The organism is Micromonospora sp. NBC_00330, from assembly GCF_036136635.1.
Classification (GTDB): Bacteria; Actinomycetota; Actinomycetes; order Mycobacteriales; family Micromonosporaceae; genus Micromonospora; species Micromonospora salmantinae.
Genome location: NZ_CP108012.1, coordinates 5,024,013 through 5,049,869, shown reverse-complemented (window position 1 = coordinate 5,049,869; position 25,857 = coordinate 5,024,013). Strand labels below are relative to the sequence as shown.

The 25,857-nt window shown below is 69.7% G+C and carries 27 protein-coding genes; 16 read left to right on the top strand and 11 right to left on the bottom strand.

Annotated features, from left to right (window positions below; genetic code table 11):
* Window positions 1–107 precede the first annotated feature (107 nt).
* The 3 genes from OG598_RS22775 to OG598_RS22765 all read left to right on the top strand — a co-directional run bounded on the left by OG598_RS22775 (window position 108) and on the right by OG598_RS22765 (window position 2,574).
* On the top strand, window positions 108–719 hold the full coding sequence (locus OG598_RS22775) for a PadR family transcriptional regulator (RefSeq protein WP_328655409.1): 612 nt from the start codon (window positions 108–110) through the stop codon (window positions 717–719).
* 121 nt (window positions 720–840) lie between these two features.
* Window positions 841–1,800, top strand: a complete 960-nt coding sequence (locus OG598_RS22770) for an ATP-binding cassette domain-containing protein (RefSeq protein WP_112601935.1) — start codon at window positions 841–843, stop codon at window positions 1,798–1,800.
* 18 nt (window positions 1,801–1,818) lie between these two features.
* Entirely contained in the window at window positions 1,819–2,574 is a 756-nt protein-coding gene (locus tag OG598_RS22765) for an ABC transporter permease (protein ID WP_124823257.1), read from the top strand.
* A gap of 71 nt (window positions 2,575–2,645) precedes the next feature.
* Here OG598_RS22765 and OG598_RS22760 read toward each other — a convergent pair whose 3' ends face one another.
* The 5 genes from OG598_RS22760 to OG598_RS22740 all read right to left on the bottom strand — a co-directional run bounded on the left by OG598_RS22760 (window position 2,646) and on the right by OG598_RS22740 (window position 7,412).
* Window positions 2,646–3,299: an O-methyltransferase gene (locus tag OG598_RS22760; RefSeq protein WP_328650991.1), complete on the bottom strand. Its 654-nt coding sequence runs from the start codon at window positions 3,297–3,299 to the stop codon at window positions 2,646–2,648.
* On the bottom strand, window positions 3,296–3,964 hold the full coding sequence (locus OG598_RS22755) for a Maf family protein (protein WP_328650990.1): 669 nt from the start codon (window positions 3,962–3,964) through the stop codon (window positions 3,296–3,298). Before OG598_RS22755 ends, OG598_RS22760 begins: the two co-directional genes overlap by 4 nt.
* Before the next feature lie 192 nt (window positions 3,965–4,156).
* Window positions 4,157–5,284 (bottom strand): type VII secretion-associated serine protease mycosin, encoded by a 1,128-nt coding sequence (gene mycP / locus OG598_RS22750; RefSeq protein WP_442931528.1) that lies wholly within the window; start codon window positions 5,282–5,284, stop codon window positions 4,157–4,159.
* A gap of 1,384 nt (window positions 5,285–6,668) precedes the next feature.
* A complete protein-coding gene (locus OG598_RS22745; protein ID WP_328650989.1) occupies window positions 6,669–7,127 on the bottom strand; it encodes a hypothetical protein in 459 nt (152 codons plus the stop codon).
* A gap of 90 nt (window positions 7,128–7,217) precedes the next feature.
* Window positions 7,218–7,412, bottom strand: a complete 195-nt coding sequence (locus tag OG598_RS22740) for an acyl-CoA carboxylase subunit epsilon (RefSeq protein ID WP_328650988.1) — start codon at window positions 7,410–7,412, stop codon at window positions 7,218–7,220.
* 90 nt (window positions 7,413–7,502) lie between these two features.
* Here OG598_RS22740 and OG598_RS22735 point away from each other — a divergent pair, with 90 nt between their 5' ends.
* Together OG598_RS22735 and OG598_RS22730 are read left to right on the top strand one after the other, a co-directional pair.
* Window positions 7,503–9,527, top strand: coding sequence for a serine/threonine-protein kinase (locus OG598_RS22735; protein ID WP_328650987.1), 2,025 nt, complete (start codon window positions 7,503–7,505; stop codon window positions 9,525–9,527).
* A 65-nt stretch (window positions 9,528–9,592) separates the two neighbouring features.
* Window positions 9,593–9,820 (top strand): hypothetical protein, encoded by a 228-nt coding sequence (locus OG598_RS22730; RefSeq protein WP_328650986.1) that lies wholly within the window; start codon window positions 9,593–9,595, stop codon window positions 9,818–9,820.
* 82 nt (window positions 9,821–9,902) lie between these two features.
* On the opposite strand, the gene OG598_RS22725 is transcribed toward OG598_RS22730, so the two are convergent.
* Window positions 9,903–10,655, bottom strand: coding sequence for a GH25 family lysozyme (locus OG598_RS22725; protein WP_091394392.1), 753 nt, complete (start codon window positions 10,653–10,655; stop codon window positions 9,903–9,905).
* Window positions 10,656–10,781: 126 nt separating this feature from the next.
* Window positions 10,782–11,327: a Uma2 family endonuclease gene (locus tag OG598_RS22720; RefSeq protein ID WP_328650985.1), complete on the bottom strand. Its 546-nt coding sequence runs from the start codon at window positions 11,325–11,327 to the stop codon at window positions 10,782–10,784.
* A gap of 100 nt (window positions 11,328–11,427) precedes the next feature.
* Between OG598_RS22720 and OG598_RS22715 the strand changes: the two genes are divergently transcribed.
* The 4 genes from OG598_RS22715 to OG598_RS22700 all read left to right on the top strand — a co-directional run bounded on the left by OG598_RS22715 (window position 11,428) and on the right by OG598_RS22700 (window position 14,714).
* The gene (locus OG598_RS22715) at window positions 11,428–12,171 is read left to right on the top strand and encodes a M50 family metallopeptidase (RefSeq protein ID WP_328650984.1); all 744 of its coding nucleotides are present in this window, start codon (window positions 11,428–11,430) and stop codon (window positions 12,169–12,171) included.
* Between the two features lie 150 nt (window positions 12,172–12,321).
* On the top strand, window positions 12,322–13,305 hold the full coding sequence (locus OG598_RS22710; protein WP_328650983.1) for a ketopantoate reductase family protein: 984 nt from the start codon (window positions 12,322–12,324) through the stop codon (window positions 13,303–13,305).
* 61 nt (window positions 13,306–13,366) lie between these two features.
* A complete protein-coding gene (locus OG598_RS22705; RefSeq protein ID WP_112581912.1) occupies window positions 13,367–13,867 on the top strand; it encodes a SigE family RNA polymerase sigma factor in 501 nt (166 codons plus the stop codon).
* Complete coding sequence (locus OG598_RS22700; RefSeq protein ID WP_328650982.1) at window positions 13,860–14,714, top strand: hypothetical protein; 855 nt, start codon at window positions 13,860–13,862, stop codon at window positions 14,712–14,714. Before OG598_RS22705 ends, OG598_RS22700 begins: the two co-directional genes overlap by 8 nt.
* Before the next feature lie 111 nt (window positions 14,715–14,825).
* On the opposite strand, the gene OG598_RS22695 is transcribed toward OG598_RS22700, so the two are convergent.
* Window positions 14,826–16,409, bottom strand: coding sequence for an acyl-CoA carboxylase subunit beta (locus OG598_RS22695; RefSeq protein WP_328650981.1), 1,584 nt, complete (start codon window positions 16,407–16,409; stop codon window positions 14,826–14,828).
* Window positions 16,410–16,493: 84 nt separating this feature from the next.
* On the opposite strand from OG598_RS22695, the gene OG598_RS22690 reads away from it, so the two are divergent.
* Together OG598_RS22690 and OG598_RS22685 are read left to right on the top strand one after the other, a co-directional pair.
* Complete coding sequence (locus OG598_RS22690; RefSeq protein ID WP_328650980.1) at window positions 16,494–17,369, top strand: biotin--[acetyl-CoA-carboxylase] ligase; 876 nt, start codon at window positions 16,494–16,496, stop codon at window positions 17,367–17,369.
* A 107-nt stretch (window positions 17,370–17,476) separates the two neighbouring features.
* Window positions 17,477–18,049, top strand: a complete 573-nt coding sequence (locus tag OG598_RS22685; protein WP_328650979.1) for a PH domain-containing protein — start codon at window positions 17,477–17,479, stop codon at window positions 18,047–18,049.
* 44 nt (window positions 18,050–18,093) lie between these two features.
* Here OG598_RS22685 and OG598_RS22680 read toward each other — a convergent pair whose 3' ends face one another.
* From OG598_RS22680 to OG598_RS22670, 3 genes are all read right to left on the bottom strand, one after another.
* On the bottom strand, window positions 18,094–18,771 hold the full coding sequence (locus OG598_RS22680) for a MaoC/PaaZ C-terminal domain-containing protein (RefSeq protein ID WP_328650978.1): 678 nt from the start codon (window positions 18,769–18,771) through the stop codon (window positions 18,094–18,096).
* Window positions 18,768–19,475: a GtrA family protein gene (locus tag OG598_RS22675; protein ID WP_328650977.1), complete on the bottom strand. Its 708-nt coding sequence runs from the start codon at window positions 19,473–19,475 to the stop codon at window positions 18,768–18,770. The genes OG598_RS22680 and OG598_RS22675 overlap by 4 nt, the downstream gene beginning before the upstream one ends.
* Window positions 19,476–19,538: 63 nt before the next feature.
* A complete protein-coding gene (locus OG598_RS22670; protein ID WP_430503360.1) occupies window positions 19,539–20,075 on the bottom strand; it encodes a GtrA family protein in 537 nt (178 codons plus the stop codon).
* A 439-nt stretch (window positions 20,076–20,514) separates the two neighbouring features.
* Here OG598_RS22670 and OG598_RS22665 point away from each other — a divergent pair, with 439 nt between their 5' ends.
* The 5 genes from OG598_RS22665 to OG598_RS22645 all read left to right on the top strand — a co-directional run bounded on the left by OG598_RS22665 (window position 20,515) and on the right by OG598_RS22645 (window position 25,829).
* Window positions 20,515–22,359 carry a phosphoenolpyruvate carboxykinase (GTP) gene (locus tag OG598_RS22665; protein ID WP_328650975.1) on the top strand — a complete coding sequence of 615 codons (1,845 nt, stop codon included), beginning with the start codon at window positions 20,515–20,517 and terminating at the stop codon, window positions 22,357–22,359.
* Window positions 22,360–22,396: 37 nt separating this feature from the next.
* Window positions 22,397–23,254, top strand: coding sequence for a hypothetical protein (locus OG598_RS22660; protein ID WP_328650974.1), 858 nt, complete (start codon window positions 22,397–22,399; stop codon window positions 23,252–23,254).
* A gap of 160 nt (window positions 23,255–23,414) precedes the next feature.
* Entirely contained in the window at window positions 23,415–23,627 is a 213-nt protein-coding gene (locus OG598_RS22655; protein ID WP_442931348.1) for a response regulator transcription factor, read from the top strand.
* A gap of 257 nt (window positions 23,628–23,884) precedes the next feature.
* Window positions 23,885–25,027 carry a geranylgeranyl reductase family protein gene (locus OG598_RS22650; protein ID WP_328650973.1) on the top strand — a complete coding sequence of 381 codons (1,143 nt, stop codon included), beginning with the start codon at window positions 23,885–23,887 and terminating at the stop codon, window positions 25,025–25,027.
* A 31-nt stretch (window positions 25,028–25,058) separates the two neighbouring features.
* On the top strand, window positions 25,059–25,829 hold the full coding sequence (locus tag OG598_RS22645; protein WP_091394347.1) for an isoprenyl transferase: 771 nt from the start codon (window positions 25,059–25,061) through the stop codon (window positions 25,827–25,829).
* Window positions 25,830–25,857 lie beyond the last annotated feature (28 nt).

Sequence of the window (25,857 nt, the reverse complement as noted above, 5' to 3'; positions counted from 1 at the left end):
GGCCGCCCACGGCGACCCTAACGATCGCTCAGTGTGGGATGCCGCACTGCACCCGCCACGGTTTAGTCAAACTTGGCTATTACGCTTGTCGGGTGTCTTCGACTCGGATGATGATTCTCGGTCTGGTGCGGTGGATGCAGCCCGTGCACGGCTACGACGTGCGCCGTGAGCTGCTGAGCTGGAGCGCCGACAAGTGGGCGAACATACAGCCCGGATCGATCTATCACGCCCTGCGCAAGCTCACCGAGGAAGGGCTGCTCCGCGCCGTCGCGACCGAGCAGGTGGGCGCCCGTCCGGCTCGGACCACGTACGAGGTGACGGTCAAGGGGGAGGACGAGTTCGAGACGCTCCTGCGCAACTCCTGGTGGACCATCACCGAGCCCGCCGACCCGTTCGTGGCGGCCTTCTCCTTCCTGCCGGCCATGCCGCGCGCCGAGGCGGCCGCGGCCCTGCGTAACCGGGCCAACCTGCTGCGCGCCGGCGTCGAGTCCATGCGCGCCTCGCTGGAGTCGGACTGGGTGCGCAACCGCAAGCCGGCGCACGTGGGCTGGATGTTCGAGCTGTGGTCGGCGCGAGCGGAGGCGGAGATGACCTGGTGCGAGCGGATTGCCGAGCGGATCGATTCCGGAGTGTCGTACCTGCCTGCTGAGCTGGATGAAGCGCAGGGTTGGTCGGGGTGGAGGGACGGCGTGGAGCCGTCCGACGCCAACGCGGAATAATCAACGTTGACTAAAAAAGCTATATCGCGTTAGCCTGCTGGCGGCACAGCGGGGGAGTGCGCCGTCCGGCGTCCGCCCACTCGACGGCCGGCCCGACCGGCCCGAACGACCAGGAGCAGAAATGATCGAGACCAGGGGGCTGCGGAAGTCGTTCCGCTCCCGCGCGGGTCGAGAGACGAAGACGGTGGACGCCGTGCGGGGCGTCGACCTTGACGTTGCCAAGGGCGAGATCTTCGGCTTCCTCGGCCCGAACGGCGCCGGCAAGACCACCACGCTGCGGATGCTCGCCACGCTGATCGAGCCGGACGGCGGCGAGGCCACCATCGCGGGCGCCGACCTGCGCAAGGACCCGGCCGAGGTGCGCCGCCGCATCGGGTACGTCCCGCAGGGCGGCAGCACCTGGGACGAGTCCACCGCCCGCGAAGAGCTGGTGCTGCACGCCCGGATGTACGGCATCAGCAAGGCCGACGCGCAGCGGCGCGCCGCCCGCGCCCTGGACGCCTTCCAGCTCACCGAGTACGCCGACCGCAAGTGCAAGACCTACTCCGGCGGCCAGCGTCGCCGGGTGGAGATCGCCCTCGGCATCATCCACGAGCCGAAGATCGTCTTCCTGGACGAGCCGACCACCGGCCTCGACCCGCAGAGCCGCGCCCACATGTGGGACGAGATCCGCCGGCTCCGCGCCGACGGGATGACCGTCTTCATCACCACCCACTACCTGGACGAGGCCGACGCCCTCTGCGACCGGATCGCGATCATGGACAACGGCGAGGTGGTGGCCGAGGGCACGCCGACCGAGCTCAAGCGGGAGATCTCCGGCGACGTGGTGCTGGTCGGTCTCGACCTGGCCGCCACCCCGCAGGCCGCCCAGACGCTCGACGGCGAGCCGTACGTCAACAAGCTGGAGACCGTCGACGAGGGCGGCCTGCGCCTCTACGTCGACGAGGGCGCCACCGCCATCCCGCAGGTGCTGCGCCGACTCGACCACGCCGGGCTGGAGCTGCGCTCGATCGAGCTGCACCGACCCAGCCTGGACGACGTCTTCCTCACCAAGACCGGCCGCTCGCTGCGCGAGTCCTGACCACCGGAGACGACTCTCATGAAATTCGCCCGCGACACGTGGCTGATCTTCCAGCGCCAGATCCAACTCCTGCTACGCAACCCGGTCTGGGTCTTCGTCGGCGTGTTCCAGCCGGTCATGTACCTGCTGCTCTTCGCCCCGCTGCTCAAGCCCGCACTGAACGCGCCCACCCAGGCCGCCGCCTACAAGATCTTCGTACCGGGTCTGCTGGTGCTGTTGGCCATCTTCGGTGGCCTGTTCCAAGGCTTCGGGCTGATCGCCGAGCTGCGAGCCGGCGTCATCGAACGCTCCCGGGTCACCCCGATCAGCCGGCTCGCCCTGCTGCTCGGCCGCTCGCTGCGCGACGTGGTCTCGCTCCTGGTGCAGGCCGTCATCATCACGCTCCTGGCGCTCATCTTCGACCTACGGGTGTTCATCGGGGACCTGCTGCTGGCGTACCTGATGCTCGCCCTGATCGCCCTCATGACCTCGGCCGTCTCCTACGGCGTCGCCCTCAAGGTCAAGAGCGAGGACGCGCTGGCCCCGCTGATGAACACCGTGGCGCAGCCGGTGCTGCTGCTCTCCGGCATCCTGCTGCCGCTGACCTTCGCACCCGGCTGGTTGCAGGGCATCGCCAACTGGAACCCGTTCTCCTGGGCGGTCGACGGCACCCGGGCACTGTTCGCCGGTGACCTGGGCAGCGACAAGGTCTGGCAGGGCCTCAGCATCACCGCGGTCCTCGCCGCGCTGGGCGTCTACTGGGCCGCCCGCCAGTTCGCCCGCAGCGTCCGCTGACGCTGGTTGTTGATATTGGGGTGTCCCCTGGTGGGGACACCCCAATAGGCGTGTTCGGCGGTTGCCGACGGTCAGCGGACCCGGGCGAGGGTCAGGCCGTCCGCGATCGGCAGCATCACCGGGTCCACCCGTACGTCCGCGAGAACCTCGTCGTTGAACGCGGCGATGGCCCGGTCATTGGCGTCCTGCGGGGCGATGACCCGCCCGCCCCGCAACACGTTGTCGACGGCGATCACCCCACCCGGACGCATCCGCGGCACCAGCTCCGCCCAGTAGATCGGGTAGCCGGTCTTGTCCGCGTCGATGAACGCGAAGTCCAGGTGCCGCTCGTGGGGCAACTCCCGCAGCCCGTCCGCGGCCGGGCCGATGCGCAGGTCGATCAGATCCTGCACGCCGGCCCGCGCCCAGTAGCGCCGGGCGATGCCGGTGAACTCCTCGGAGATGTCGAAACAGGTCAGTCGCCCACCCTCGGGCAACCCGCGGGCGATCGCCAGCGACGAGAGCCCGGTGAACGTGCCGACCTCGACGGCCTGCCGCACGCCGAGCAGCCGGGTGAGGAACGTCAGGAACGCGGCCTGCTCCGGAGCCACCTGCATGGTGGCGTGCTCCGGCAGCACCGACCGGGTCTCCTCGGCCAGGTCACGGATGATCTCGTCCGGCGGGGAGCCGTGTGCGACCAGATAGGCGTGCAGCTCGTTGGTGAGCGGGATCGACTTGGTGGTCATGACCGGACGTTACCGAGCGGCTCGACCGTTTGGCCGCCCGGCGCGACAGTCGTCCACAGGTCGGTGATCCGCAGATCCAGCTCGGCGAGGAGCCGACGCAGCAGCGGCATCGACAATCCGACCACCGTCCCCGGGTCACCCTCGATCCGCTCCACGAACGGCCCACCCAGCCCGTCGATCGTGAACGCGCCGGCCACCGCCAGCGGCTCACCAGTGGCCACGTACGCGGCGATCTCGTCGTCACTGATGTCAGCGAAGTGGACAGTGGTCGACGCGACCGCCTCCGCGCGCCGGCCCGCAGCAACGTCGACCAGGCAGTGCCCGCTGTGCAGAACGCCGCTGCGTCCCCGCATCCGCAGCCACCGCCGGGTCGCGTCAGCCGCATCCGCCGGCTTGCCGAGGATCTCGCCGTCGAAGGCGAGCACCGAGTCGCAGCCGATAACCAACGTCCGCTGATCGACTGTCGCATTCAGCCGGGTCAACACCGCCTGCGCCTTCAGGCGAGCCAACTCCAGGCACAACTCCTCGGCCCGCTCGGTCACCACCAGGGACTCGTCCACCCCACTGACCAGCACCTCCGGCTCCACACCGGCAGCCTGGAGCAACTTACGACGGGCAGGGCTCGCCGATGCGAGCACGAGGCGGAGCGGCAAAGTCTCAGACACCACCCCGACGTTACCGCCCAACCCCCCACCAAGACCGACACCCCACCCAGCGCGGCCCTGTAGTCGAGGCCCCTGAGCGGCCGGGTCGTCGGCCGCCCTTGATCCACTCGACTTTCAGGAAAACGCGCTATCCCGTCGCCCCGGACACCGCGATTTCCTGAAAGTCGAGTGGATCAGCGCTTCGTTGATCGTTCAGCGACTGATTCTGGGCGGCGGATCATCACCGCGCCGCCGTCGCCGCGCTATCACGGCCCACCCGACCCCGGCAGCCACGAGCACCCCGAAAGTGGCCAGGCCGCGCGCGGTCGCGCTATCGCTCTCGTCACCCGGCTGAGCGCCAGCCGTCGTGGTCGGGCCAGCACCGGCCGGAGCGCTCACCGATTCAAACCCGAGCGGCGGTACGTCTGCCGTCAGCGCCGCCACAAGATCGATCACCCCGTAGCCGTACTCGTCGTCACGCCCAGGAGGGCCCTTGTCGACGGCGGTGGCCGTGAGCCGGTGCGCCACCTCTCGCGCCGGTAGGTACGGGTACTTGGACCTGATCAACGCAGCCGCGCCCGCCACGATCGCCGTCGCGCTCGATGTGCCGGTCCCCTTCGAGTATTTCCCACCGTAGCTGGTGCTATAGATGTCAACCGCAGGAGCGACCACATCGATATTCGGCCCCGTGACCGAGATGGCAGCATGTTGTCCAGCGCGATCGATACCCCCAACCGCGATAACACCCTCTTCGCTTGCCGGATATCGCACGCCCGCGTCGGGAGGTGTATTACCTGCTGCGGCAACCACTACGATGTCAGCATCCTGAGCCGCCCTGATCGCTCGTTGAAGTCTCATACTGGCGCCGGCGACCGCTGAAATATTGATAACGTCGGCGCCGCCAGCGATGGCGAATTCAATGCCGGAGGCTAGTGCGTCGGGATCGCCCACGCCATTAGGTGGGGTATCCAGGATTGGAAGGACCTTTGCTTTTGGCGCAATACCGAGGGCGCCCCGATTGTTCATCCTTCCATGCGCGACGATCAGGCCAGCCATTGAAGTTCCATGACTATCTATATCCCGGTGCCCGTCACCACTACCCCCAGGAATAACGTCGGTCCCTGGAAGCAAGTTCTCGCGCAGATCCGGATGGGGATCGACTCCAGTATCCGGCACTGCGACGATCACGCCGGACCCTTGGCTGAATTTATGTACCTGCTCGATTCGTAGAAATGGGAGATGCCATTGATCGCCTCGTATTAGGTCCGCATCTTGAGGGGGGGCGGCAAGGCTGGCAGGAAGCAGGGCCCCGACCAGAGCTAGTCTGGAAAAGCCCGCCAGGGTTGACTCAATCACCCGCCGAAACCAATTGCCGGACCAGGGTCGATCGGATTGTCTCTGTCTGGTGGGCGAACCACCGGAGGGACGCCCTGGTCGGTTTCCCATGGGTTATCCGGATCCCAATAGCGAGACCTCTCCTCGCCCTCTGCCCCAAGCCTTGGGCGGCCCCCGGCTCCAGGCAGGCTGGGTGCACCGCCAATCGGGAAACCGTTTGCACCTCCATTGAGGCTACGTCCCACGCCTGGCCGACTTCCAGCCGAACCAGTGGGCGCTGTCCCAGCACCGCCGCCGCCGATGACCCCGCCTACCGGATTGACCCTTCTTGGGGCGCCAGAGCTATTGACCGGATGGCCTAGGGCTGATCCCGGGACGCCTCCGATTAATCCTCCGGCGGAAGGGGCGGGGCGGGCGGGCGTTGTTGGATGTACGGTGCTTCCCTCGGAGCTCCCGCTGACTGATTTTGGCAGGCTTCCGGGTTGGGGTGTTCGCGTGGGAAGCGTTGGAGGCGAGCCAATGGAAGCAGGGAGCGTACTTGGCGTAATGCCAGTGCCAATGGCAGCTGGTGGGCCTGCCGCTCCTGGTGCTTGAACGGTTGGCGGCGTCGTCCCAGCGGGCAGCGAGGAGACTCCACCGGCCGCACCCCCGAGGACTGGACCGATCCCCGATATCACGGGGGCGGCGGAACTCACCCGCTCAGCACTTGCGCCACGAGGGTGAGTGGTGGAGGTAGGCAAGGGCGCTGGAACTACCGGCGGAATAGCGGGTGCCAGATAACCGCCATACACATCGGGGTCGTCCGGCTGCCGCGCGTTCCTAGGCACCACGGGTGGTTTTTGTAGGGTTGCTTGGGCTTGTTGGAGTTCGCCGCTCAGGTTGAACATCATGGATCGGGCCTGCACGTTCAACCGTTCCAGTTCCCCATCAGCAACGGGCGGCGCGGTGGTCCGGTTGCCCATCACCGCTTTCGGGTCGGCGACCATCGACTCGTACGCCTGCTTCTGCTGGAACTTGGTCGCGTACTCCTCGTGGATCTTGCGGAGTGCGGCGCGGGTGGTGCCGATGGCCTGGGTTGCGGCGGAGAGTGCGGTGTAGTTCGCGGCGGCGGCGTCGTGGGTGCGCTGCACCTTGTCGATGAGTTCGTCGAGTTCGGCGAGGTAGGTGCGGGAGGCGGCGCTGGTTTCGGGGGGCCATGCCTCGGCGAGTCCGCGTCGGTACTGCTGGAGGCGGCCGAGGTGGGTTTGCGCGAGGTCGCAGACCTTGCGCCAGCCGGCGACCTGTTTCCAGTGGTTGGCGGTGTCGTGGTCCTGGAGGCAGGCCCACATGCTGTTGACGTCCATGAGGTGCCAGTCGGTGAGGCCGGAGGTGCGGCCGGTGCCCCGTTCGATCACGGCAGCATCACCGGCCCTTGGGCGTCGGGGCTGGTCGGGTCGGTCAGAGTTGGCGTCGGGCCGCCGGGGAGGACGCTGGCCGGGTTGGCGAGAGCTCGTTGCACGTCGACCACTCGGGCGGCGGTGAAGGCGTCGCTGTCGGCGTAGTGGGTGGCGACCTGATCGGCGGCGGCGGCCAGGTGGCCGGTGGCGCCTCGGACGGCGTACACCATGTCAGCGGTGGCCTGCTGCGTCTCGTGGTGGGCGTGCAGGAAGGTGACCAGCTCGATGAAGGCGTCGCAGGGGTTGGGCAGCTTCGCGGACATGTCTTCGGCGATGTACGACAGGTGCGGCGCGTAGTTGCTCTCGACCTCGGCGGCGAGCCGGTCGGCGAACTCTCTGAGCTGGCTGATGTCGGCTTCGATGCCGCCGTAACCGCGTAGCCAGGGTGCTGGCCGGTCCTCTTCGGGGATCATGGATCCTCCCTACCCGTAACGGCACCGTTTCCCTGAGTGAGGTTAACGGCTCAACGCCACCATGACAGCCCCCGTGCGGCAGGTCTCGGGTTAGCGGGGCAGGCCGGCGGCGCGCCACCCGCGGGAGCCGCCGGGTCGACCGCTGCGCGCCCAGGCGGATTCGGTCGCCGGCGTGGGGGCGGCGGCCGGACGGGTTCGGACGATGATCGCCCCCACCAGAGCGGCCAACTCCTCGGCGGTGGGCACGCCGCGGACGACCCGGAACAGCGGCTCTTCGGCAGACATGCCGCCAGGGTACGCGGCGCGAAGTTACGCGAAGCGCACAGTGGCGTGCCGGCGGTGTGAGCGTCAGCGGGTCCGGGTACCGTCTCACCGATGTCGAACGCGCTTCCCCAACTCGTCGCTGACCGATACCGGCTCCTGTCGCCGCTCGGCCAGGGCGGCATGGGCCGGGTGTGGAAGGCGCGCGACGAGGTGCTGCATCGGGATGTCGCCATCAAGGAGTTGGTGCCGCCGCCCGGTCTCACCGATGAGGAGCGCCGCGAGATGCGCGAGCGCTCGCTGCGGGAGGCGCGGGCCATCGCCCGGCTCAACCACGCCAACGTCGTCCGCATCTTCGACGTGCTGCGCACCGACGGCGATCCGTGGATCGTCATGGAGTACGTGGCGTCGAAGTCGTTGCAGGACACTCTCGCCGAGGACGGCCCGGTGTCGGTGGCCCGCACGGTGGAGATCGGCCTGGGCGTGCTGGGTGCGCTCAGCGCCGCCCACAAGGCGGGTGTCATGCACCGCGACGTGAAGCCCGGCAACGTGTTGCTCGGCGACGACGGTCGGGTGGTGCTGACCGATTTCGGTCTCGCCACGATCCCCGGCGACCCCAACGTGACCCGCACCGGCATGGTGCTCGGCTCGCCCGCGTACATCTCGCCGGAGCGGGCTCGGGACGGCACTGCCGGGCCGGAGGCCGACCTGTGGTCGCTGGGCGCGACGCTCTACGCGGCGGTCGAGGGCAAGTCGCCGTACGCCCGGCCGTCGGCGATCGGCACCCTGGCCGCGCTGGCCACCGAGCCGATTCCGCCGCCGAAGAACGCCGGTCCGCTCAAGGCCGTCCTCAACGGGCTGCTGCGCAAGGACCCGAACGAGCGGATCACCGCCGAGGTGGCGGAGCGGTTGCTGCGCCGCGCCGCCGGCAAGCGGTCGCGCGGCATCTCCCTGCTCGATGGCGTACGCCGGCCTGGGCCGAACGGTCCGCGCGAGCCGCGCCTTCCGGTGGTGCCGGCCCCGCGACCGGCCGAGAGTGTCGACCGGCCGGTGTCGCCGCCGCCGGCCGCCGCCGCGACCACCTCCGCCGCGACTTCCGCTGCCACCGCGACCCCCGCCGCCGATGCCACGCCGACGGCCGTCGTCTCCTCCGACACCAAGGCCGCCGACCCGACTGCCCTGGTGTCGGGCGAATCGACAGCAGCGGCGCCGGCCGAGCCGACCGCAGCGATCGACAGCCCGGCCGATGCCGACCCGGCCGATGCCGAGCCGACCGCGAAGGTCACGGCCGCGCCCGACACGAGCGGCGACGGTACGACGAACGTCGACGACGAGCCGACTGTCGTCGACGGTCCGCCGGTGGCTCCGGAGCAGCGCAAGCCGACCACCCCGACGTCGCTCATGCCGCCGGTGACTCCGGCCGGTCGCGCGGCGGTGCCGCTCTCGGATGGCACGAAGCCGAACAACACCCGACGTAACCTGCTGATCGGTGCCGTGGTGGCGCTGCTGCTGATCGGCCTCGTGGTGGTCGTGCCGATGCTGACGAACGACGACGACAAGAGCCCGCAGGCGAACCCGACCGGTGCCGCCGCGACCTCGGCGCCCGCACCGACCTCCGCTGCGGCGCCTCCGCCGCCCACCAGCGGTGCCCCGAGCCCGTCCGCCTCGGCCACCCCCTCGGTGGACCCGAACGCGTTGCCGGCGGGCTGGAAGCTGCACAAGGACCCTGCCGGCTTCTCTCTGCCGCTGCCCGATGGCTGGGTGCGTAGCCAGGTCGATGGCATCACGGTCGTCTTCAACCAGTCCAACGGGCCGGGAAAGCTGCTCGTGCAGTGGACCAACACCCCGAAGGAGGATGCGGTCGCGGACTGGCGGGAGCAGGAGCCGAATCGCGCTAGCCGCGTCAACAACTACCAGTACCTCAGCATTAAGGCGTGCGACTTCTGGAAGACCTGCGGTGACTGGGAGTGGCTGGAGACCCGGGGCGGGCAGCGGATCCACGTCCGTAACCGGGGGTTCGTGACGGCCAAGAACCGGGGGTACGCCCTGCGGTGGGAGATCGCGGAGAAGGACTGGCAGGCCAACCTGCCGAACTTCGACCGGATCGCCAAGGGTTTCGTGCCCGACCGTCCGGACTGAAATTCATTCGCATGACCTTGCGTCGTCGTGGGTAATTGACCTTCGACGACGGAAGGAGGCACGACATGGGTTACCGACGGAGGGACGCTCGGCCCCGGCTGGCACTGTGGATGCTCGTGGCGCTCGGCGACGCGATCCTGCTGCTGGTCAGCGCGGGGGTTTCGGTGCTCGTCGCACTGCTCGGCGTCGTGATCGTTACCGGCTTTGGCGTTGCTGCATGGCGGTTGACCCGTCGGGGCGCCCTGGCTCGTGAGGACGCTGTGGTGCCGGCCCTGAGCCGGCGGAGGGCCTGACCCGTACCCGGTGGTGTGGCGGCAGCCGGACCAATTGTCGACCATGTGGTGACAGTCGATCCCGCTGCCGCCAACGGCCCGGTCAGGTGTTGTTGGCCAACGCGATCAGGCGGCTCCGGTCGCCGTTCCAGTAGTTGCGGTCCACGTTGCCGCTGATTCCGGAGACCGCGCCGGTGCTGGTGTACTGCCAGAAGCTCCACACCGACGCGCCGGCCGGCAGGGCGCCGGGGGTGCTCGACCAACGGGCCAACCAGAGCGGGTGGTTCGCCCACGGGCCGGTCCAGCTGCCGGTGCACTGGTTCCACCAGCTCGTGGTGGTGTAGATGACCGCGTACCGGCCGGTGCGGGAGCGGTAGGTGTTCAGGAAGTCCTGCACCCAGTTGCGCATTCCGGTCGTGCTGAGCCCGTAGCAGTAGCCGCCGGCGTACGGGTTGCCCTCGATGTCCAGCGCGGCCGGCAGCGTGCGGCTGTCCGCGGACCAGGCGCCGCCGTTGGAGGCCAGGTAGTTGGCCTGGGTCGAGCCGGCAGAGATGTTCGGTCGGGCGAAGTGGTACGCCCCGCGGATCACCCCGGCGTTGTACGAGTTGACGTAGTTGGCGTTGAAGTTCGGGTCCTTGTAGCTGGTTCCCTCGGTCGCCTTGATGAACGCGAACTGGATGCCGGCGTTGCGGACGCTGGTCCAGTTGATGGTGCCCTGGTAGCGGGAGACGTCGACACCGGGTGTGGTGGCGGCGGCCGCCGGTCCGGCGGTCGCGACCAGGGCCGCCGCCGCGGTGGCGAGGACGGTGAGGCCGGCCGCGAGCGCGCGGCGCAGCGATGATCGGGTACGGGCCATGAGTGCCTCCAAGGACGTCGCTCTATCGACACTCATCTTTGGAGGTAAGTGCCCTAGATCACAAGGGCGACCGGAAAAAAGCTTCACCGGTGGGGCATGGAGGTCCGCTGGCCGGGGCGGGACGGATCAGCGCAGTGCGGCCGGGTCGAGCTGCCAGCGGAATGGCTCCACGACCGTCAGCGTCTCGCCGGGCTTGGCCACCTGGTCCTCGACGTAGTGCTCACCGTCCAGCCGGAACAGCCGCAACGAGTGAGCGTCCCCATCCTGCTCGACCAGCAGATACCAGGGGATTCGCGCAATGGCGTAGAGCTGCATCTTGAGCAGGCGGTCGGCGGCGGCATTGCCAGGCGAGACGACCTCGCCGACGAGTGCCACATCAGCGGCCTCTACCACCGTGCCCTCGTCGTCGGTGTCCGCGACAACCACATCGGGGATGACGATCCGATCCACCCCGAGCCGAACGTTGACCGCACTGAAGACTGCGAGGCCGTTTGCCAAACGCTCGACATGGTCGGCCAGTCGGCGCGACACCAACTGGTGGCGCTTGCTCGGTACCGGGCTCAAGAGCAGGCTCCCGTCGAGCAGTTCGATCCGGTCCGGAGTTTCACCCAGGGCGAAGTAGTCGGCCTCGGTCCAGAGCCCGACGTGGTGTTCCAAAGACAACAACCTCATCTCTCATCACCTCTGCCTTCATAGCCACCCAATCCGTCTCAGGCACTAGGAGCCGATGCCTCGGGAGCGACACGGAACGCCGCCGGTAGGCTCGCGCCCCATGATGTCGATCGACGGGCTGGGCGACCTGTGGGACACGCTGTTCGGCGCGCAGCCGGACCCGCCCGCGCTGCTGGTGCTGATCACCGGGGCCGTGGCGCTGGTGGTGGTCTCCACCCGGCTGCCGTGGCGGATCGCCCGTAACGCCGTCACCATCGCGCACGAGGGCGGGCACGCCCTGGTCGCCCTGCTCACCGGCCGCAAGCTGCACGGCATCCGGTTGCACTCGGACACGTCCGGGCTGACGCTCTCCGCCGGCCGCCCCACCGGGCCGGGCATGATCCTCACTCTGCTCGCCGGATATGTCGCACCGCCGCTGGTGGGGCTGGCCGGCGCCTGGCTGCTCGGTGGTAACCGGATCACCCTGCTGCTCTGGGTGGCCGTGGCGCTGCTGCTGGCCATGCTCGTCATGATCCGCAACGTTTTCGGCGTGGTGTCGTTGCTGGTCACGGGCGCGCTGGTGTTCGCCGTCTCGTGGTACGCGACGCCGCAGGTCCAGGCCGCGTTCGCGTACACCGGGGTGTGGTTTCTGCTGCTCGGTGGGGTGCGGCCGGTGGTCGAGCTGCAACGGCTGCGCTCGCGGGGTCGGATGCCCGCCTCCGACGCCGACCAACTCGCCGGGCTCACCCCGTTTCCGCCGCTCTTCTGGGTTGGTGTCTTCGCCCTGGTTAACCTGGCCGCCCTGATCGTCGGCGCGCTGCTGCTCGCCGGCCCGATCCTCACCGACGCCGGCCTGACGCTCTAACCCCGCCTCCGCCCGGGTCGATCATGGGGTTGTGGTGGGCCGCGAAAGCCTCGATACCCCCGCAGCCAGGCACCGCAACTCCATGATCGACGGCGGGAGGGCGGGGGGAGGCGCACGGGCTGGAGAGGCGCGGGCGGGCAGAATGAGGCAATGCGATACGTGATCATCGGGGCGGGTGCGGTCGGTGGGACCATCGGCGTACGGCTGGCCCAGGCCGACCGGGACGTGACACTGGTGGCCCGCGGCGCCCACCTGGACGCGATCCGCGCGCGGGGTCTGACAGTGCGGCAGCCCGACGGTGAGGTCACCGCCCGGCTCGCGGCGGTGGACCGGCCCACTGATCAGCCGCTGCCGGCGGACACCGTGCTGATCCTCACCGTGAAGTCCCAGGACACCGCCGGTGCGTTGGCCGCGTGGGTGGACGCGCCGGTGGTCGGCGGCGGCACTGCGGGCGAACGTCTGCCGCTGGTGACCGCGCAGAACGGGGTGGCCAACGAGCGGGCCGCGCTGCGCCTCTTCGCCGACGTGCACCCGGTCTGCGTCTGGTTGCCGGCCACCCATCTGGAACCGGGTGTGGTGGTCGCCAACGGGTACCCGCATCCCGGGATGCTCCACATCGGGCGGTACCCCGGGGGCGCCGACGACACCGACCGGGCGATCGCCGCCGACCTGACCGCCGCCGGCTTCGTCGCCCCGGTCCGCGCCGACGTGCTGCGCTGGAAGTACGGCAAGCTGCTCAGCAACCTCGGTAACGGCCTACAGGCGTTGCTCGGCGGCGACATCCCGGACGTGTTGGTCGAGCGGGTACGCGCCGAGGGCGTCGCGGCGCTCGCCGCCGCCGGCATTGCGCACACCTCGCCCGAGGAGGAGAAGACCGAACGCGGCGACCTGGTCGGGCAGCGCCCGGTCGACGGTGAGGCCCGCTCCGGCGGCTCCACCTGGCAGAGCCTGGCTCGGGGCACCGGCTCGACAGAGGTCGACCACCTCAACGGCGAGATCGCGCTGCTCGGCCGGTTGCACGGCGTACCGACGCCGGTCAACGTCGCCGTGCAGCGGGCCGTACGCCGGGCGGTCCGGGAGCGGATCGGGGCCGGCGCGTTCCCGCTCAGCGAGTTGGAAAAGTCGATCGCCTGACCGGGCAACCAACAGCCCTGGCCGGTGCGTGTTCCCAGCGACCGACACGGGGAGGTAGCGGGTGCCGGACGTCGACGGGTTCGACGAGTTCTACCGGGGGAGTCGGCAACGACTCCTCGGGTTCGTCTACGCCCTCACCGGCGATCGGGGCGAGGCGCAGGACGCCGTGCAGGAGGCGTACGTCCGAGCGTGGCAGCGCTGGTCGACGGTCAGCGCGTACGACGACCCGGAGGCGTGGGTGCGGGTGGTGGCCAGCCGGATCGCCGTCAGCCGGTGGCGCAGCCTGCGGAGCCGCGCCCGCGCCTACCTGCGACACGGGGCCACCGAGACCGTTCCCGGGCCGGGCACCGACACCGTCGCGGTGGTCGCCGCCCTGCGTCGACTGCCCGAGGAGCAACGCGTCGCCATCGCCCTGTACTACCTGGTAGGCATGCCGGTCGCCGAGGTCGCGCGGGAGACCGCGGCCCCGGTGGGCACCGTCAAGGCCCGTCTCTCCCGGGGGCGTACCGCGCTCGCCGGCCTGCTCGCCGTCTCTGATCTGGAGGAGGCCACCGATGCGTGACGACCCGACGTTCGTCGAACAGATCCAGCGGGACCTGCAGGACGTGCGGTGGCTCGGCCCGGAGGAGATCCGTTCCCGGGGCCGCCGCCGCAGCCAGCGCAAGGTCGTGGTGGCCACCGTCGTGCTGGCCCTCGCCGGGGTCTCCGCGGTGGCGGTCGCGGCGCCGAGGACGTCGCCGCCACCGGCTCAGCCAGCCGCGTCGGCCTCGCCGACCCGGCACGAGATCACCACCGACGCCCTGTTGCAGCCAGCCGACCTGTCGCAGCAGGTCGATGTGCAGCTCAGCCAGTCGGGGCTGGGCGAGCCGGTCCGGCTGGCGGACATGCTCAGCTACTGCCGGACGAGCCAGGGACGGTCGGAGGGCTGGCAGATGTCGATCCTGTCCCGTTCACAGACCTTTGTGCCCAAACGCGCTACGCCGATACTCACCCAGTCGGATGGTCTGGTCACGCAGGATCTCTTCCGGCTGGCACCCGAGGCGGCCAGACAGCTCTTCGCCAGTTTGGATGACCTGGTCGCTCCGTGTGCCGAATGGCTCAGCGTTGGGCCGATCCTGACGGCAGGAGGGACCCGCACGGGGGAAGCGCTGCACCGGTGGTCGGTGGTGCAGCGGGGCTTCGCCGGCGACGACGCCGCCATCCTGCGGGACTCGCTCACCGTCACCAGGGACCTGGAGACCGGGCAGCCGCTCGGCGACCAACCGTCGCCGATCCTGGTGGCGGTCGTCCGGGTCGGCGACACCGTCTCGGTACTCCGCCTCGGCTACGACGGCACCGAGGCCGAACTCATGCGGCTCGCCGTAGCGGCGGCAGCCCGGATGTGCGCCGCCGCCAACCCGCCCTGCTGACGCGGCCCGGGCGATGATCCGCACAACATCAGGGTTGCTGCTGCCTCCCTTCGCCCGGAGGCAGCAGTTTCCCCGAAGTGGCGCGGATCAAGGGACCGTGGGGGACCGGGATCAGAGCGGAATGTTGCCGTGCTTCTTCGGCGGCAGGGTTTCCCGCTTGGTACGCAGGACGCGCAGCGCCCGGACGATCTGGGTGCGCGTCTCGTGCGGAGCGATCACCGAGTCGATGTACCCACGCTCGGCGGCCACGTACGGGTTGGCCAGGGTGTCCTCGTACTCGGCGATCTTCTCGGCCCGGACCGCCGCCGGGTCCTCGGCGCCGGCCAGCTCGGAGCGGTAGAGGATGTTCACAGCGCCCTGCGCGCCCATCACCGCGATCTGCGCTGTCGGCCAGGCGAAGTTCAGGTCCGCGCCGAGGTGCTTGGAGCCCATCACGTCGTACGCCCCGCCGTACGCCTTGCGGGTGATCACGGTGACCTTGGGGACGGTCGCCTCGGCGTACGCGTAGATGAGCTTCGCGCCCCGGCGGATGATGCCGTCCCACTCCTGACCGGTGCCGGGCAGGAAGCCGGGCACGTCCACGAAGGTCAGCACCGGGATGTTGAACGCGTCGCAGGTGCGAACGAAGCGGGCGGCCTTCTCCGAGGCGGCGATGTCCAGGGTGCCGGCGAAGTGCATCGGCTGGTTGGCCACCACACCGACCGGTCGCCCCTCGACCCGGCCGTAGCCGACCACGATGTTCTGCGCGTAGAGCGGCTGGACCTCCAGGAACTCCCCGTCGTCGAGGACGTGTTCGAGGACGGTGTGCATGTCGTACGGCTGGTTGGCCGAGTCCGGGATCAGGGTGTCCAATTCCCGGTCCTCGTCGCTGATCGCCAGCTCGGCGGGGGCGTCGACGACGACCGGCTCGTCGAGGTTGTTCGACGGCAGGTACGACAGCAGCGCCTTGACGTAGTCGACGGCGTCCTCCTCGTCGCTGGCGAGGTAGTGCGCGTTGCCGCTGCGGGTGTTGTGCGTGCGCGCGCCGCCCAACTCCTCCATGCCGACGTCCTCGCCGGTCACCGTCTTGATCACGTCGGGGCCGGTGATGAACATGTGCGAGGTCTGGTCGACCATCACTGTGAAGTCGGTGACCGCCGGGGAGTAGACAGCGCCGCCGGCGCAGGGGCCCATCACCAGTGAGATCTGCGGGATGACGCCGGAGGCCCGCACGTTGCGGAAGAAGATCTCGCCGTAGAGGCCGAGCGAGACGACGCCCTCCTGGATGCGCGCGCCGCCGGAGTCGTTGATGCCGACCACCGGGCAGCCGATCTTCATGGCCAGGTCCATCACCTTGACGATCTTCTCGCCGAAGACCTCGCCGAGCGAGCCACCGAAGACGGTGAAGTCCTGCGCGAAGACGCACACCTGCCGGCCGTCCACCGTGCCGTAGCCGGTGACCACACCGTCGCCGTACGGGCGGTTCCGCTCCAGCCCGAAGGCCGTGGACCGGTGTCGGGCCAGCTCGTCGAGTTCGACGAAGGAGCCCTCGTCGAGGAGCATCTCGATCCGCTCGCGGGCGGTCTTCTTGCCGCGTGCGTGCTGCTTCTCCACGGCGCGGGCCGACCCGGCGTGCACCGCCTCGTCGACCCGGCGCTCCAGGTCCGCCAGCTTGCCCGCGGTGCTGTGCATGTTGGTCCCGGTCTCGGTAGTCACCCAGGGAATATAACGATGGTTCAGGTGGGTGCCGCTGTGCAGTACGCCTCAGTGTCGGCCGGAGCACCGCCGTAGGCTGGCGGAATGTCGGGCTCCCCGTACACCGATCTGGACCGGCCGCCGCTGTCGGCGGCCCGGCTGCGCCGCGCGTTGATCGCGCCGAACGGGCCGTGGGCCCGGCTGGAGCTGCGTGCCGAGACCGGCTCCACGAACGCCGACGTGGCCGAGGCCGCCCGGGCCGACGAGCCGGAGGGCCTGGTGGTGGTCGCCGAGCGGCAGACCGAAGGGCGCGGCCGGCGCGGTCGGGTCTGGCAGTCGCCGGCGCGGGCCGGCATCGCGACGAGCGTCCTGCTGCGGCCCGGCGAGGCCGTGCCGGACCGTGGCTGGCTGCCGGCGGCACCCACGGGGTACGGGTGGCTTCCGTTGCTGGCCGGCGTGGCGCTGGTCGAGGCGGTGGGCCGGCTGGCCGAGCTGGAAGCCACCCTCAAGTGGCCGAACGACCTGCTGATCGACGACGCGAAGTGCGCGGGCGTGCTGGCCGAGGCGGTGCCCGGACGGGCGCCGGACCAACCGCCGGCGATCGTGCTGGGCATCGGGCTCAACGTGACGTTGCGCGTCGACGAGCTGCCGGTGAATCCGACCGGGCTGCCGGCCACCTCGCTCCAGTTGGCCGGTGCGGTGGCCACCGATCGCGATCCGCTGCTGCGGGCGCTGCTGCGGGCGGTCGCGGACTGGTACGACCGTTGGCGTTCGGCGGGCGGCGACGCGGTGGCCAGCGGCCTGCGCGACGCCTACCTGGCGGCCTGCGCGACGATCGGCCGCGAGGTACGCGTTCTGCTCCCCAACGGTGAGTCCCTGACCGGCACCGCCACCGGAGTGGACCCGGACGGCCAACTGATGGTCACCACGTCGACCGGTGCCCGAACCCTGGCCGCCGGGGACGTCCTGCACCTCCGCTGAGGACGGGCAAGATCACGAAGAGCCGAGTGGGCCCGCGCGGCGGATGTTGTGGTGGGGCTTGGGGGGTTTACCGTCTGCGCGTCTAGAAAATCGCGTTGGAGGTTCCCGTGGCGTTTCCTGAAGACGTGCTCACCGAGGACGAGCACGTCGTGCTGCACCTACATCCGCACTGGAAGGCGTTGATCCGGCCGATCGCGGTGCTGGTGCTGGCCATCGCCGCGGTGGTGGTCGGCGTGCTCCTGTTGCCCGAGAGTGGCGGCGGTTCGATCGCGCTGGCCGTGATCGGGGCGATCGCCCTGGTCGCGGTGCTCTGGCTCGGCCTGTGGCCGTTCCTGGTCTGGCGCACCACCCACTACCTGTTCACCAACGAGCGGGTCCTGCTTCAGCAGGGTGTGTTCTCCCGGGACCGGCGGGATCTCCCGCTGGCCCGGGTCAACGACCACTCGATGAACCAGCGTTTCGTCGAGCGTCTGCTCGGCTGCGGGACGCTCACCATCGAGTCGGCAGGTGAGCGCGGCCAGTCGGTGCTTTCCGACGTGCCGGACGTCGGGAAGGTGCAGACCACCCTGTACGAGCTGGTCGAGGCACAGCACGACAAGCACTCGCTGGGCGATGGCGAGATGCGCGACATGCTCGCCGACATGCAGGACGGCAAGCCGCTGCGCGACACCACCACCTGAACCGGACGGTCGGGACCCGCCCCTGCCGCACTGCCGGGGGCGGGTCAGACGGGTCGTTGGGCCTCGGGTGAGCCGCTGCTCCCCGTCGGGTCGCCGTCGGACGACCCGACGGTGGACGGGGCCGCTGCGGTCGGGCCGCTGTCGGGCTGGTCAGCTCCGGGCTGGTCAGCGTCGGTCGGGGTGGCTTCGGTGGCTTCGGCTTCTGCTTCGGCAGGGTCGGCCTCGACCGGTCGCACGGCGAACCAGCCACGGAAGCGGGTGCGCAGCACCTCCTGCTCGGGCCGGTCGTCCGGGCCGAGGCGCAGCATGGTGCCGGTGAGGCTGACGGTGCCCAGCCCGGGGCGGGCGGTCGACGGCCGGGCGCCCATCACGTCGACCCGGACCGCGAGCCGGTCGTCGGCCCGCACCGGGGCGAGCCAGCGCAGTTCCTCCAGGCCGGGGGACGCGTCCGCGGCGGCCCGGGACAGCAGGTGGTCGACGTACGCGCGCATGAACAGGCTGACCGTGTAGAAGCCGCTGGCGATCAGACCACCGTGTCGGCTCGCCGCGGCGAGGTCGGCGTCGACGTGGTACCACTGCGGGTCGAAGCGGCGGGCGAAGGCGACCATCTCGTCGGCGTCCACGGTGACCACGCCAAGGTCGACGGTGAGCCCCGGGACGAGATCCTCGAAGAACAGCTCGGCCGGCCGCCCCGTGCCGGAGCGGGCGTCGGGTGTCGTCACCGGCGGGGCGCGCGACGGGTGCTGACGTGCAGCTCCGCGGCGAGTTCCGCGTCCAGGTCGACGGCGGGGCTGACGCTCAGCCGCGGGAGCCGGCCCTGAGCCGGTGCGCCGGCCGGGGAGTCGAGGCGTTGCGCGGACTCCGCCTCCTCCAGCTCGGACACCGATTCCGCCAACTCGGCGACCGGGTCCATCTCCGCCATGGTGTCCCACTCGTCGCGCGGAATGTCGTGCCAGGTTGAGTCGGGCTTCGCGGCCTCGTCCTCGGCCGGTGCGACGGGTTGGAAGACGAATGTGCGGTATGACCAGAACCGGAACAGCGTGGCCAGCATGACGCCGACCGTCTTGGCCAGATTCAGCGCCAGCAGGCCGTGTACGCCGAGACCGTACTTGGCCGCCGCCACGGCCCCCAGTTCAATGAGCAGGCCAGCGCCGTTGAACAGGAAGAAAAGGAGATATTCCCTGCGAAGCGCCGATTTCGGGCGATCGCGGTACGTCCAGTGCCGATTCATGAGGTACGACGTGATGGTGGCGACGATCGTCGCGATCACTGTCGCCTTCAACTGACCATTGACGAAAACGGTCAGTGCAAGGGCATTGAACACCGCGTAATTGATGACGGTGTTGATGCCGCCGACGATGCCGAACTTGAGCGCCTCGTGGATGAACTTCTGCCAGCGCTCAGGCAGCAGGCGGACAAGACGCATGCGAAACACCTTAGGGCAGTCGGTGCGGCCGGCGATCACCGGCCGAACGAGGTGGGCGGCAGGTCACGCCCCGTGGTCTCGGTCGGGATTCACCTGCGGAAGGGTCGGGGTTCCCGCTTCGACGAAGACGAACCGCCGGTACGACCAGAATCGAAACAGCGTGGCGAACCCCGTGCCGACGATGTAGCTGGCGAGATTGTCCGCCAGGCGCGTCTGGAACACGGCCGGCCAGATGGCCCCGAGCCCGTAGCGGCTGAGCGCGAGGCAGGCCACAGTGATGCCGAGACCGACAGCGTTGAAGAAGAAGAAGAGCGCGTACTCACGGGCCGCGTTGTTGCGCTGACGGTGCCGCCACGTCCAGAACCGGTTGCCCACGAAGGCGACGGACGCCGCGATCACTGTGGAGATCGTCTTCGCCGTCAGCTCTTCGACGCCGTGCTTGCTCGTCAGGTAGTTGAAGAGCGCGAAGTCGACGAGGAAGGCGAAACCACCCACAGTGGCGAACTTGCTCATCTCGCGGATGAGGTGACCGAAGCGGTCGAGAAGCATGCCGACGAGACCCCGTCGGGTCTGCCGGGGACCCGGTTGTTCCCCGGTCATCGTGGCGGCCACGGAGGGAGCCTACCGGCTGCCGGCCAGTCAGAGGGGTAGCAACGGCAAGCGGGCGTGGTCTCCCGGAGGGGCCCAGCGCCGCGTACGTGACCACTGCACAGAGCGTAGCCAATTGGGAGGACTGAGCCGCTGCGGAACGGGAATCACCGCACCGGTCGGCGGGGCAGGTCCACGGCCCGACCGCAACAAGCGTCCGCCGGGGTGCACAACAAGATTTGCGTGAAACTGCGCGGGAAAGCGGGTATCAGCTCGTGATGCCGCAGCGAGGCCGTAGCTTGTGCAGTTCTTCACAACCTGTCCCACTGACTCGGAAGGCTGCCCGGTTTACGCTGAGGCCAATCCCAGGTTTCCACGAAGGCGACGCATCGCGCCGCCGAGTCTCGTGCATCCCATAGATCGGTCAGCGTCGACCACAAGGAGATGTGTCATGGTTGCTCCGGCTGTTGTGCGGGGTATCGATCAGGCCCCGACGTCCCATCCGAAACTGCTCGCCTGGGTCCGTGAGGTCGCGGAACTGACCACGCCCGACCGTGTCGTCTGGGTGGACGGGTCCGACGAGGAGTGGCGCCGCCTCACCGATGAGCTGGTCGAGGCCGGCACCCTGATCCGGCTCAACCCGGAGAAGAAGCCCAACTCGTTCTACGCGCGCACCGACCCGACGGACGTCGCCCGGGTCGAGGAGCGCACCTACATCTGTTCCGTCGACGAGGCGGACGCCGGCCCCACCAACAACTGGATGGCGCCGGCCGAGATGAAGCGGACGATGACGGATTTGTACCGGGGCTCCATGCGCGGTCGCACCATGTACGTCATCCCGTTCGTCATGGGGCCGGTCGAGGCCGAGTCCCCCATGTTCGGTGTCGAGATCACCGACAGCCCGTACGTGGTCGCCTCGATGCGCATCATGACGCGGATGGGCACCCGGGTCCTCGAGGCCATGGGCGACGACGCGGACTTCGTGCACGCGCTGCACTCGATCGGCGCCCCGCTCGCCCCCGGCCAGCAGGATGTCGCCTGGCCGTGCAACGACACCAAGTACATCTCGCACTTCCCGGAGAGCCGGGAGATCTGGTCGTACGGCTCGGGTTACGGCGGCAACTCGCTGCTCGGCAAGAAGTGCTACTCGCTGCGGATCGCCAGCGTGATGGGCCGGGACGAGGGCTGGCTCGCCGAGCACATGCTGATCCTCAAGATCACCTCGCCGGAGGGCAAGACCTACCACATCGCCGGCGCGTTCCCGTCCGCCTGTGGCAAGACCAACCTCGCCATGGTGGAGCCGACGATTCCCGGCTGGAAGGTCGAGACCATCGGCGACGACATCGCCTGGATGCGGTTCGGCCCGGACGGCCGCCTCTACGCCGTCAACCCCGAGTACGGCCTGTTCGGCGTCGCGCCCGGCACCGACTGGAAGACCAACGCCAACGCCATGCGCACGCTGGACCGAGGCAACTCCGTCTTCACCAACGTCGGCCTGACCGATGACGGCGACGTCTGGTGGGAGGGCATGGGCGAGCCGCCGGCACACCTGATCGACTGGAAGGGCAACGACTGGACGCCGGAGAGCGACAGCCTGTCCTCCCACGCGAACAGCCGGTTCTGCACCCCGATCACCCAGTGCCCGATCCTCGCCGACGAGTACTTCGACCCGAACGGCGTGCCGATCGACGCGATCCTCTTCGGTGGACGCCGCAAGGACACCGTCCCGCTGGTGACCGAGGCGCGCGACTGGGTGCACGGCGTCTACATGGGTGCCACGCTCTCCTCGGAGACCACCGCCGCCGCGTCCGGCGCCGTCGGCGTGGTCCGGCGGGACCCGATGGCGATGCTGCCGTTCATCGGCTACAACGCCGGGGACTACTTCCGGCACTGGATCGAGATGGGCAAGGGCACCGACGGCGACGAGGCGAAGCTGCCGAAGATCTACTACGTCAACTGGTTCCGCAAGGACCCGGACGGCTCGTTCCTCTGGCCGGGCTTCGGGGAGAACTCCCGGGTGCTCAAGTGGGTCGTCGAGCGGATCGAGGGCACTGCCGACGCTGTCGAGACGCCGGTCGGCATGGTCCCCGCGCCGGACGCCCTGGACGTCGAGGGCCTGGACATGACCCCGGAGGATGTGCGGATCGCGCTGAAGGTCGACCCGGACGAGTGGCGTAACGAGCTGCCGATGATCACCGAGTGGTTCGAGAAGTTCGGTGACAAGCTGCCCGGCGTGCTCTGGGCCGAGTTGGACGCGCTGCGCGCCCGCCTGGACGCCGCGCAGCCGCAGCGGTAGGTGTGAACGAGACCCTTCGCGGGCAACATCGGATTTCATGAGGACGGCCGCCGAGACCCAGGTTCGGCGGCCGTCCGCCGTCCGGGTGCTCACCACCCTGCTGGCCACGACGGCGGCGGCCACCGTCGTGGTCGAGCTGCTCAACTGGTGGTACGCCCCGGAGCAGGGATTCGGGCTGGCCGTACGGACCGGCTGGGCCATGCTGCGCTCGTTCGGCTTCCTGCTGCTGATCGGGCACGTGCGACGGGGTCGTACGGTGGCCCGCCCGTTCGGGCTGATCCTCGCGGTCACCACGATCTTCGCGGTCGGCCGGCTCATCGTGCCCCGGCAGGGGGTGCCGCCGCTGCCCGGCCTGCTCGGCTTCGCCATTCTCACGGCGCTCTGTGTCGCGGTGGTCTGGTTGCTCTACCGCTCGTCGGCGTTGGCCGGGCACCTGGTCCGGCACCGTCCACGCCTCGTCATCGACTCCGACGGCATCTCCTGGCGGGAGACCCCTCCACGCCGACCGCAGGCCAGTGCCTGGTTGTTGACCAGCCGGGTGGCGGCCTTCACCTACAGCCCGCTGATGCTGGTGCCGGCCCTGGTGGCCGGGGGTTCCATCCTGGATGGTCGACTGACAGCGGTGCCGGCCGTGCTGTTCTGGTTCGGTGCAGGCATCACGGCCAGCTACGCGGTGCTGTTCTGCACCGCGTTCCTGATGCGGGGCAAGGACTGGGCGCGTGGCCTGCTGGTCGTCGTCACGGTGGCCGTACTCGCAGTGGATCTGCCGCTGTGCTGGTGGCTGCTGGGAGTGGACGGCCTGATCCGCGACGGCGCCCCCCTGCTGGCCGCCGCCGGACTGGCCCTCTACGGCCTACGCCGCGCCGCCCGCACCCCCGAAGCCGCTCCCGCCTGACAGCGCTCCCCACCCCACCCCACCCCACCCCCACCCCACCCCACCCCCGCCCTGCCCCGCCTTCTCCACCGTCGATCTTGCAGTTACTGTCGCGACAAAAGGCGCGAAAGAGTATGAAGCGACGACAGGAAGTGCAAGATCGCGGGTTGGGTGCTGGGTGGTGCTCACCACCGACGATGCCGACCCGCTCACCGATCGGGAGCGGGACGTGCTGACCGCTGCCGTGGACGGTGCCACCATTGCCGACATCGCCGCCCGCCTGCACCTGTCCGAGAGCACCGTCCGCAACTACCTCTCGGCGGCCACCGGCAAGACCGGCACCCGCAACCGGATCGAGGCGGCCCTCAACGCCAGGGCCAACGGCTGGATCTGAAGGCCGACCCCAACCCCAACCGCGTCGATCATGGAGTTGCGGTGCCCAGCTTGCCGCTGTGCGCGAATTTTGTCGTCCACCACAACTCCATGATCGAGTTGCGGCCCGGGTGTGGCGCCGTGCGGCATCGATCCGGGTGAGCGGGCAGCAGGCAGGATGGCGGGTGGCGTCGGTCGCAGCGGCTGGCGTCGGCGACGCGGGCGGATCGCCGGGGCGGGGCAGGAGTTGGCCGCCCACCGAACGGAGGGAGGCGCGCGGTGGACGACGAGTTCGACGTGGTGGTGGTGGGGGCGGGGCCGGCCGGGGCGGCAGCCGCGCTGACGGCGCGCCGGGCCGGTGCCAGCGTGCTGCTGCTGGACCGGGCCGATTTTCCCCGGGACAAGGCGTGTGGTGACGGGATCGCCGCGCACTCGGTGGACGTGCTCGCCGAGCTGGGGGTGACCGAGGCGGTGGCGGGTTACGCGCCGCTGCCGGCGTTACGCATGATCTCGCCCGGTGGCGGCGCGGTGGCTCGGGCGCTGCCCCGACCCGCGTACACGGTGCCCCGGGAGGTTTTCGACGCACGGCTGGTGGCGGCCGCGGTGGCCGCGGGCGCGCAGCTGCGCCGGCACACGGTGCGCCAGGTCGAGCCGCGCGCGGACCGGGTGGTGCTCGACGGGCAGGTGTCCGGCCGGGTGGTGATCGGCGCGGACGGCGCCGGCTCGGTGGTACGTCGGGCGCTCGGCCATCCGCAGAACCCCGACCGGCACCTCGCGCTGGCCATCCGGGGATACGCCCCGGCTCTGCCCGGCCCGTCCGAGCAGCTCATCGTCACCTCGAAGGCGCGTTGGCCGGCGTACGCCTGGTCGTTTCCGATCGGTGACGGACGGGCGAACGTCGGGTACGGGGAGGTCCTGCGCGGTGAGCCGCTGAGCCGCGCGTACCTGCTGGACCGGCTGGCCGCGCTGCTGCCCGGCACCGATCTCGCGACAGTGACCGCGTTGCGCGCGCATCACCTGCCGCTCTCCACCCACCGGCCGTCGCCGGGGCGTGAGCGCACCCTGCTGGCCGGGGACGCCCTGTCACTGATCAATCCGTTCACCGGGGAGGGGATCTTCTACGCGTTGCTCTCCGGCGCTCTCGCCGGGTCGGCGGCGGCCCGATCGCCCGAGGGCGCGGCTGGTCGCTACGCCGACGGGTTGCGCCGCCGCCTCGGCACCCACCTGCGGCACAGTTCGGTAGCGGCCTGGTTGGCCCGGCGACGTCGGGTGGTGGACGCGGCGGTCCGGGCCGCCCGTCGGGACGACCGGGTGTTCTACGACGTGGTCGAGTTGGGACTGGGTGACGGACGCCTCACCGCTCGTACGCTCGCACTGATCGGCGCCGGTCTGGGCGGCGGGGATGGGGCTCCGAGGCAGTGAACCGGCTGAAGGGTCGCTACGCTGCTAGGTGATGACGCTGCGGAACCTTATCTACTCCGTGTACGAGCGCCGGCTCACGGCGAAGCTCGCGGGTAAGCCGGTGCCCCGGCACGTCGGGGTGATGTGCGACGGCAACCGCCGATGGGCGAGGGAGATGGGCTTCGTCGACCCGAACGACGGGCACCGGGTCGGCGCGGCGAAGATCAAGCACGTCCTCGGCTGGTGTGACCAGGCCGGCGTCGGGCACGTGACCCTCTACCTGCTGGCCACCGACAACCTGCGCCGTCCGGCCGCCGAGCTGGACCCGCTCCTCAAGATCATTGAGGATCTGGTGGTGGAGCTCTCCGAGGAGGGCAACCCCTGGCGGCTGCGCATCGTCGGAGCGCTCGACCTGCTGCCGGCGCAGACAGCGGCGGCGCTCAAGGGCGCCGAGGAGCGCACCCGTGAGCGCACCGGCGGCGCCGAGGTCAACATCGCGGTGGGTTACGGCGGTCGCCGGGAGATCACCGACGCGGTCCGTTCGCTGCTGCTGGAGCACGCCGCCACCGGGGGCACGATCGAGGAGTTGGCCGAGGTGCTGGACGTCGAGCACATCGCGGAGCACCTCTACACCCGGGGCCAGCCCGACCCGGACCTGGTCATCCGCACGAGCGGCGAGCAGCGGCTGTCCGGTTTCATGCTCTGGCAGTCCGCGCACTCGGAGTTCTACTTCTGCGAGCTCAACTGGCCGGATTTCCGGCACATCGACTTTCTGCGGGCCCTGCGCTCGTACGCCACCAGACAACGCCGCTACGGCGCCTGACCCGGCGGCGACGCCGTCGGTCGCCGCC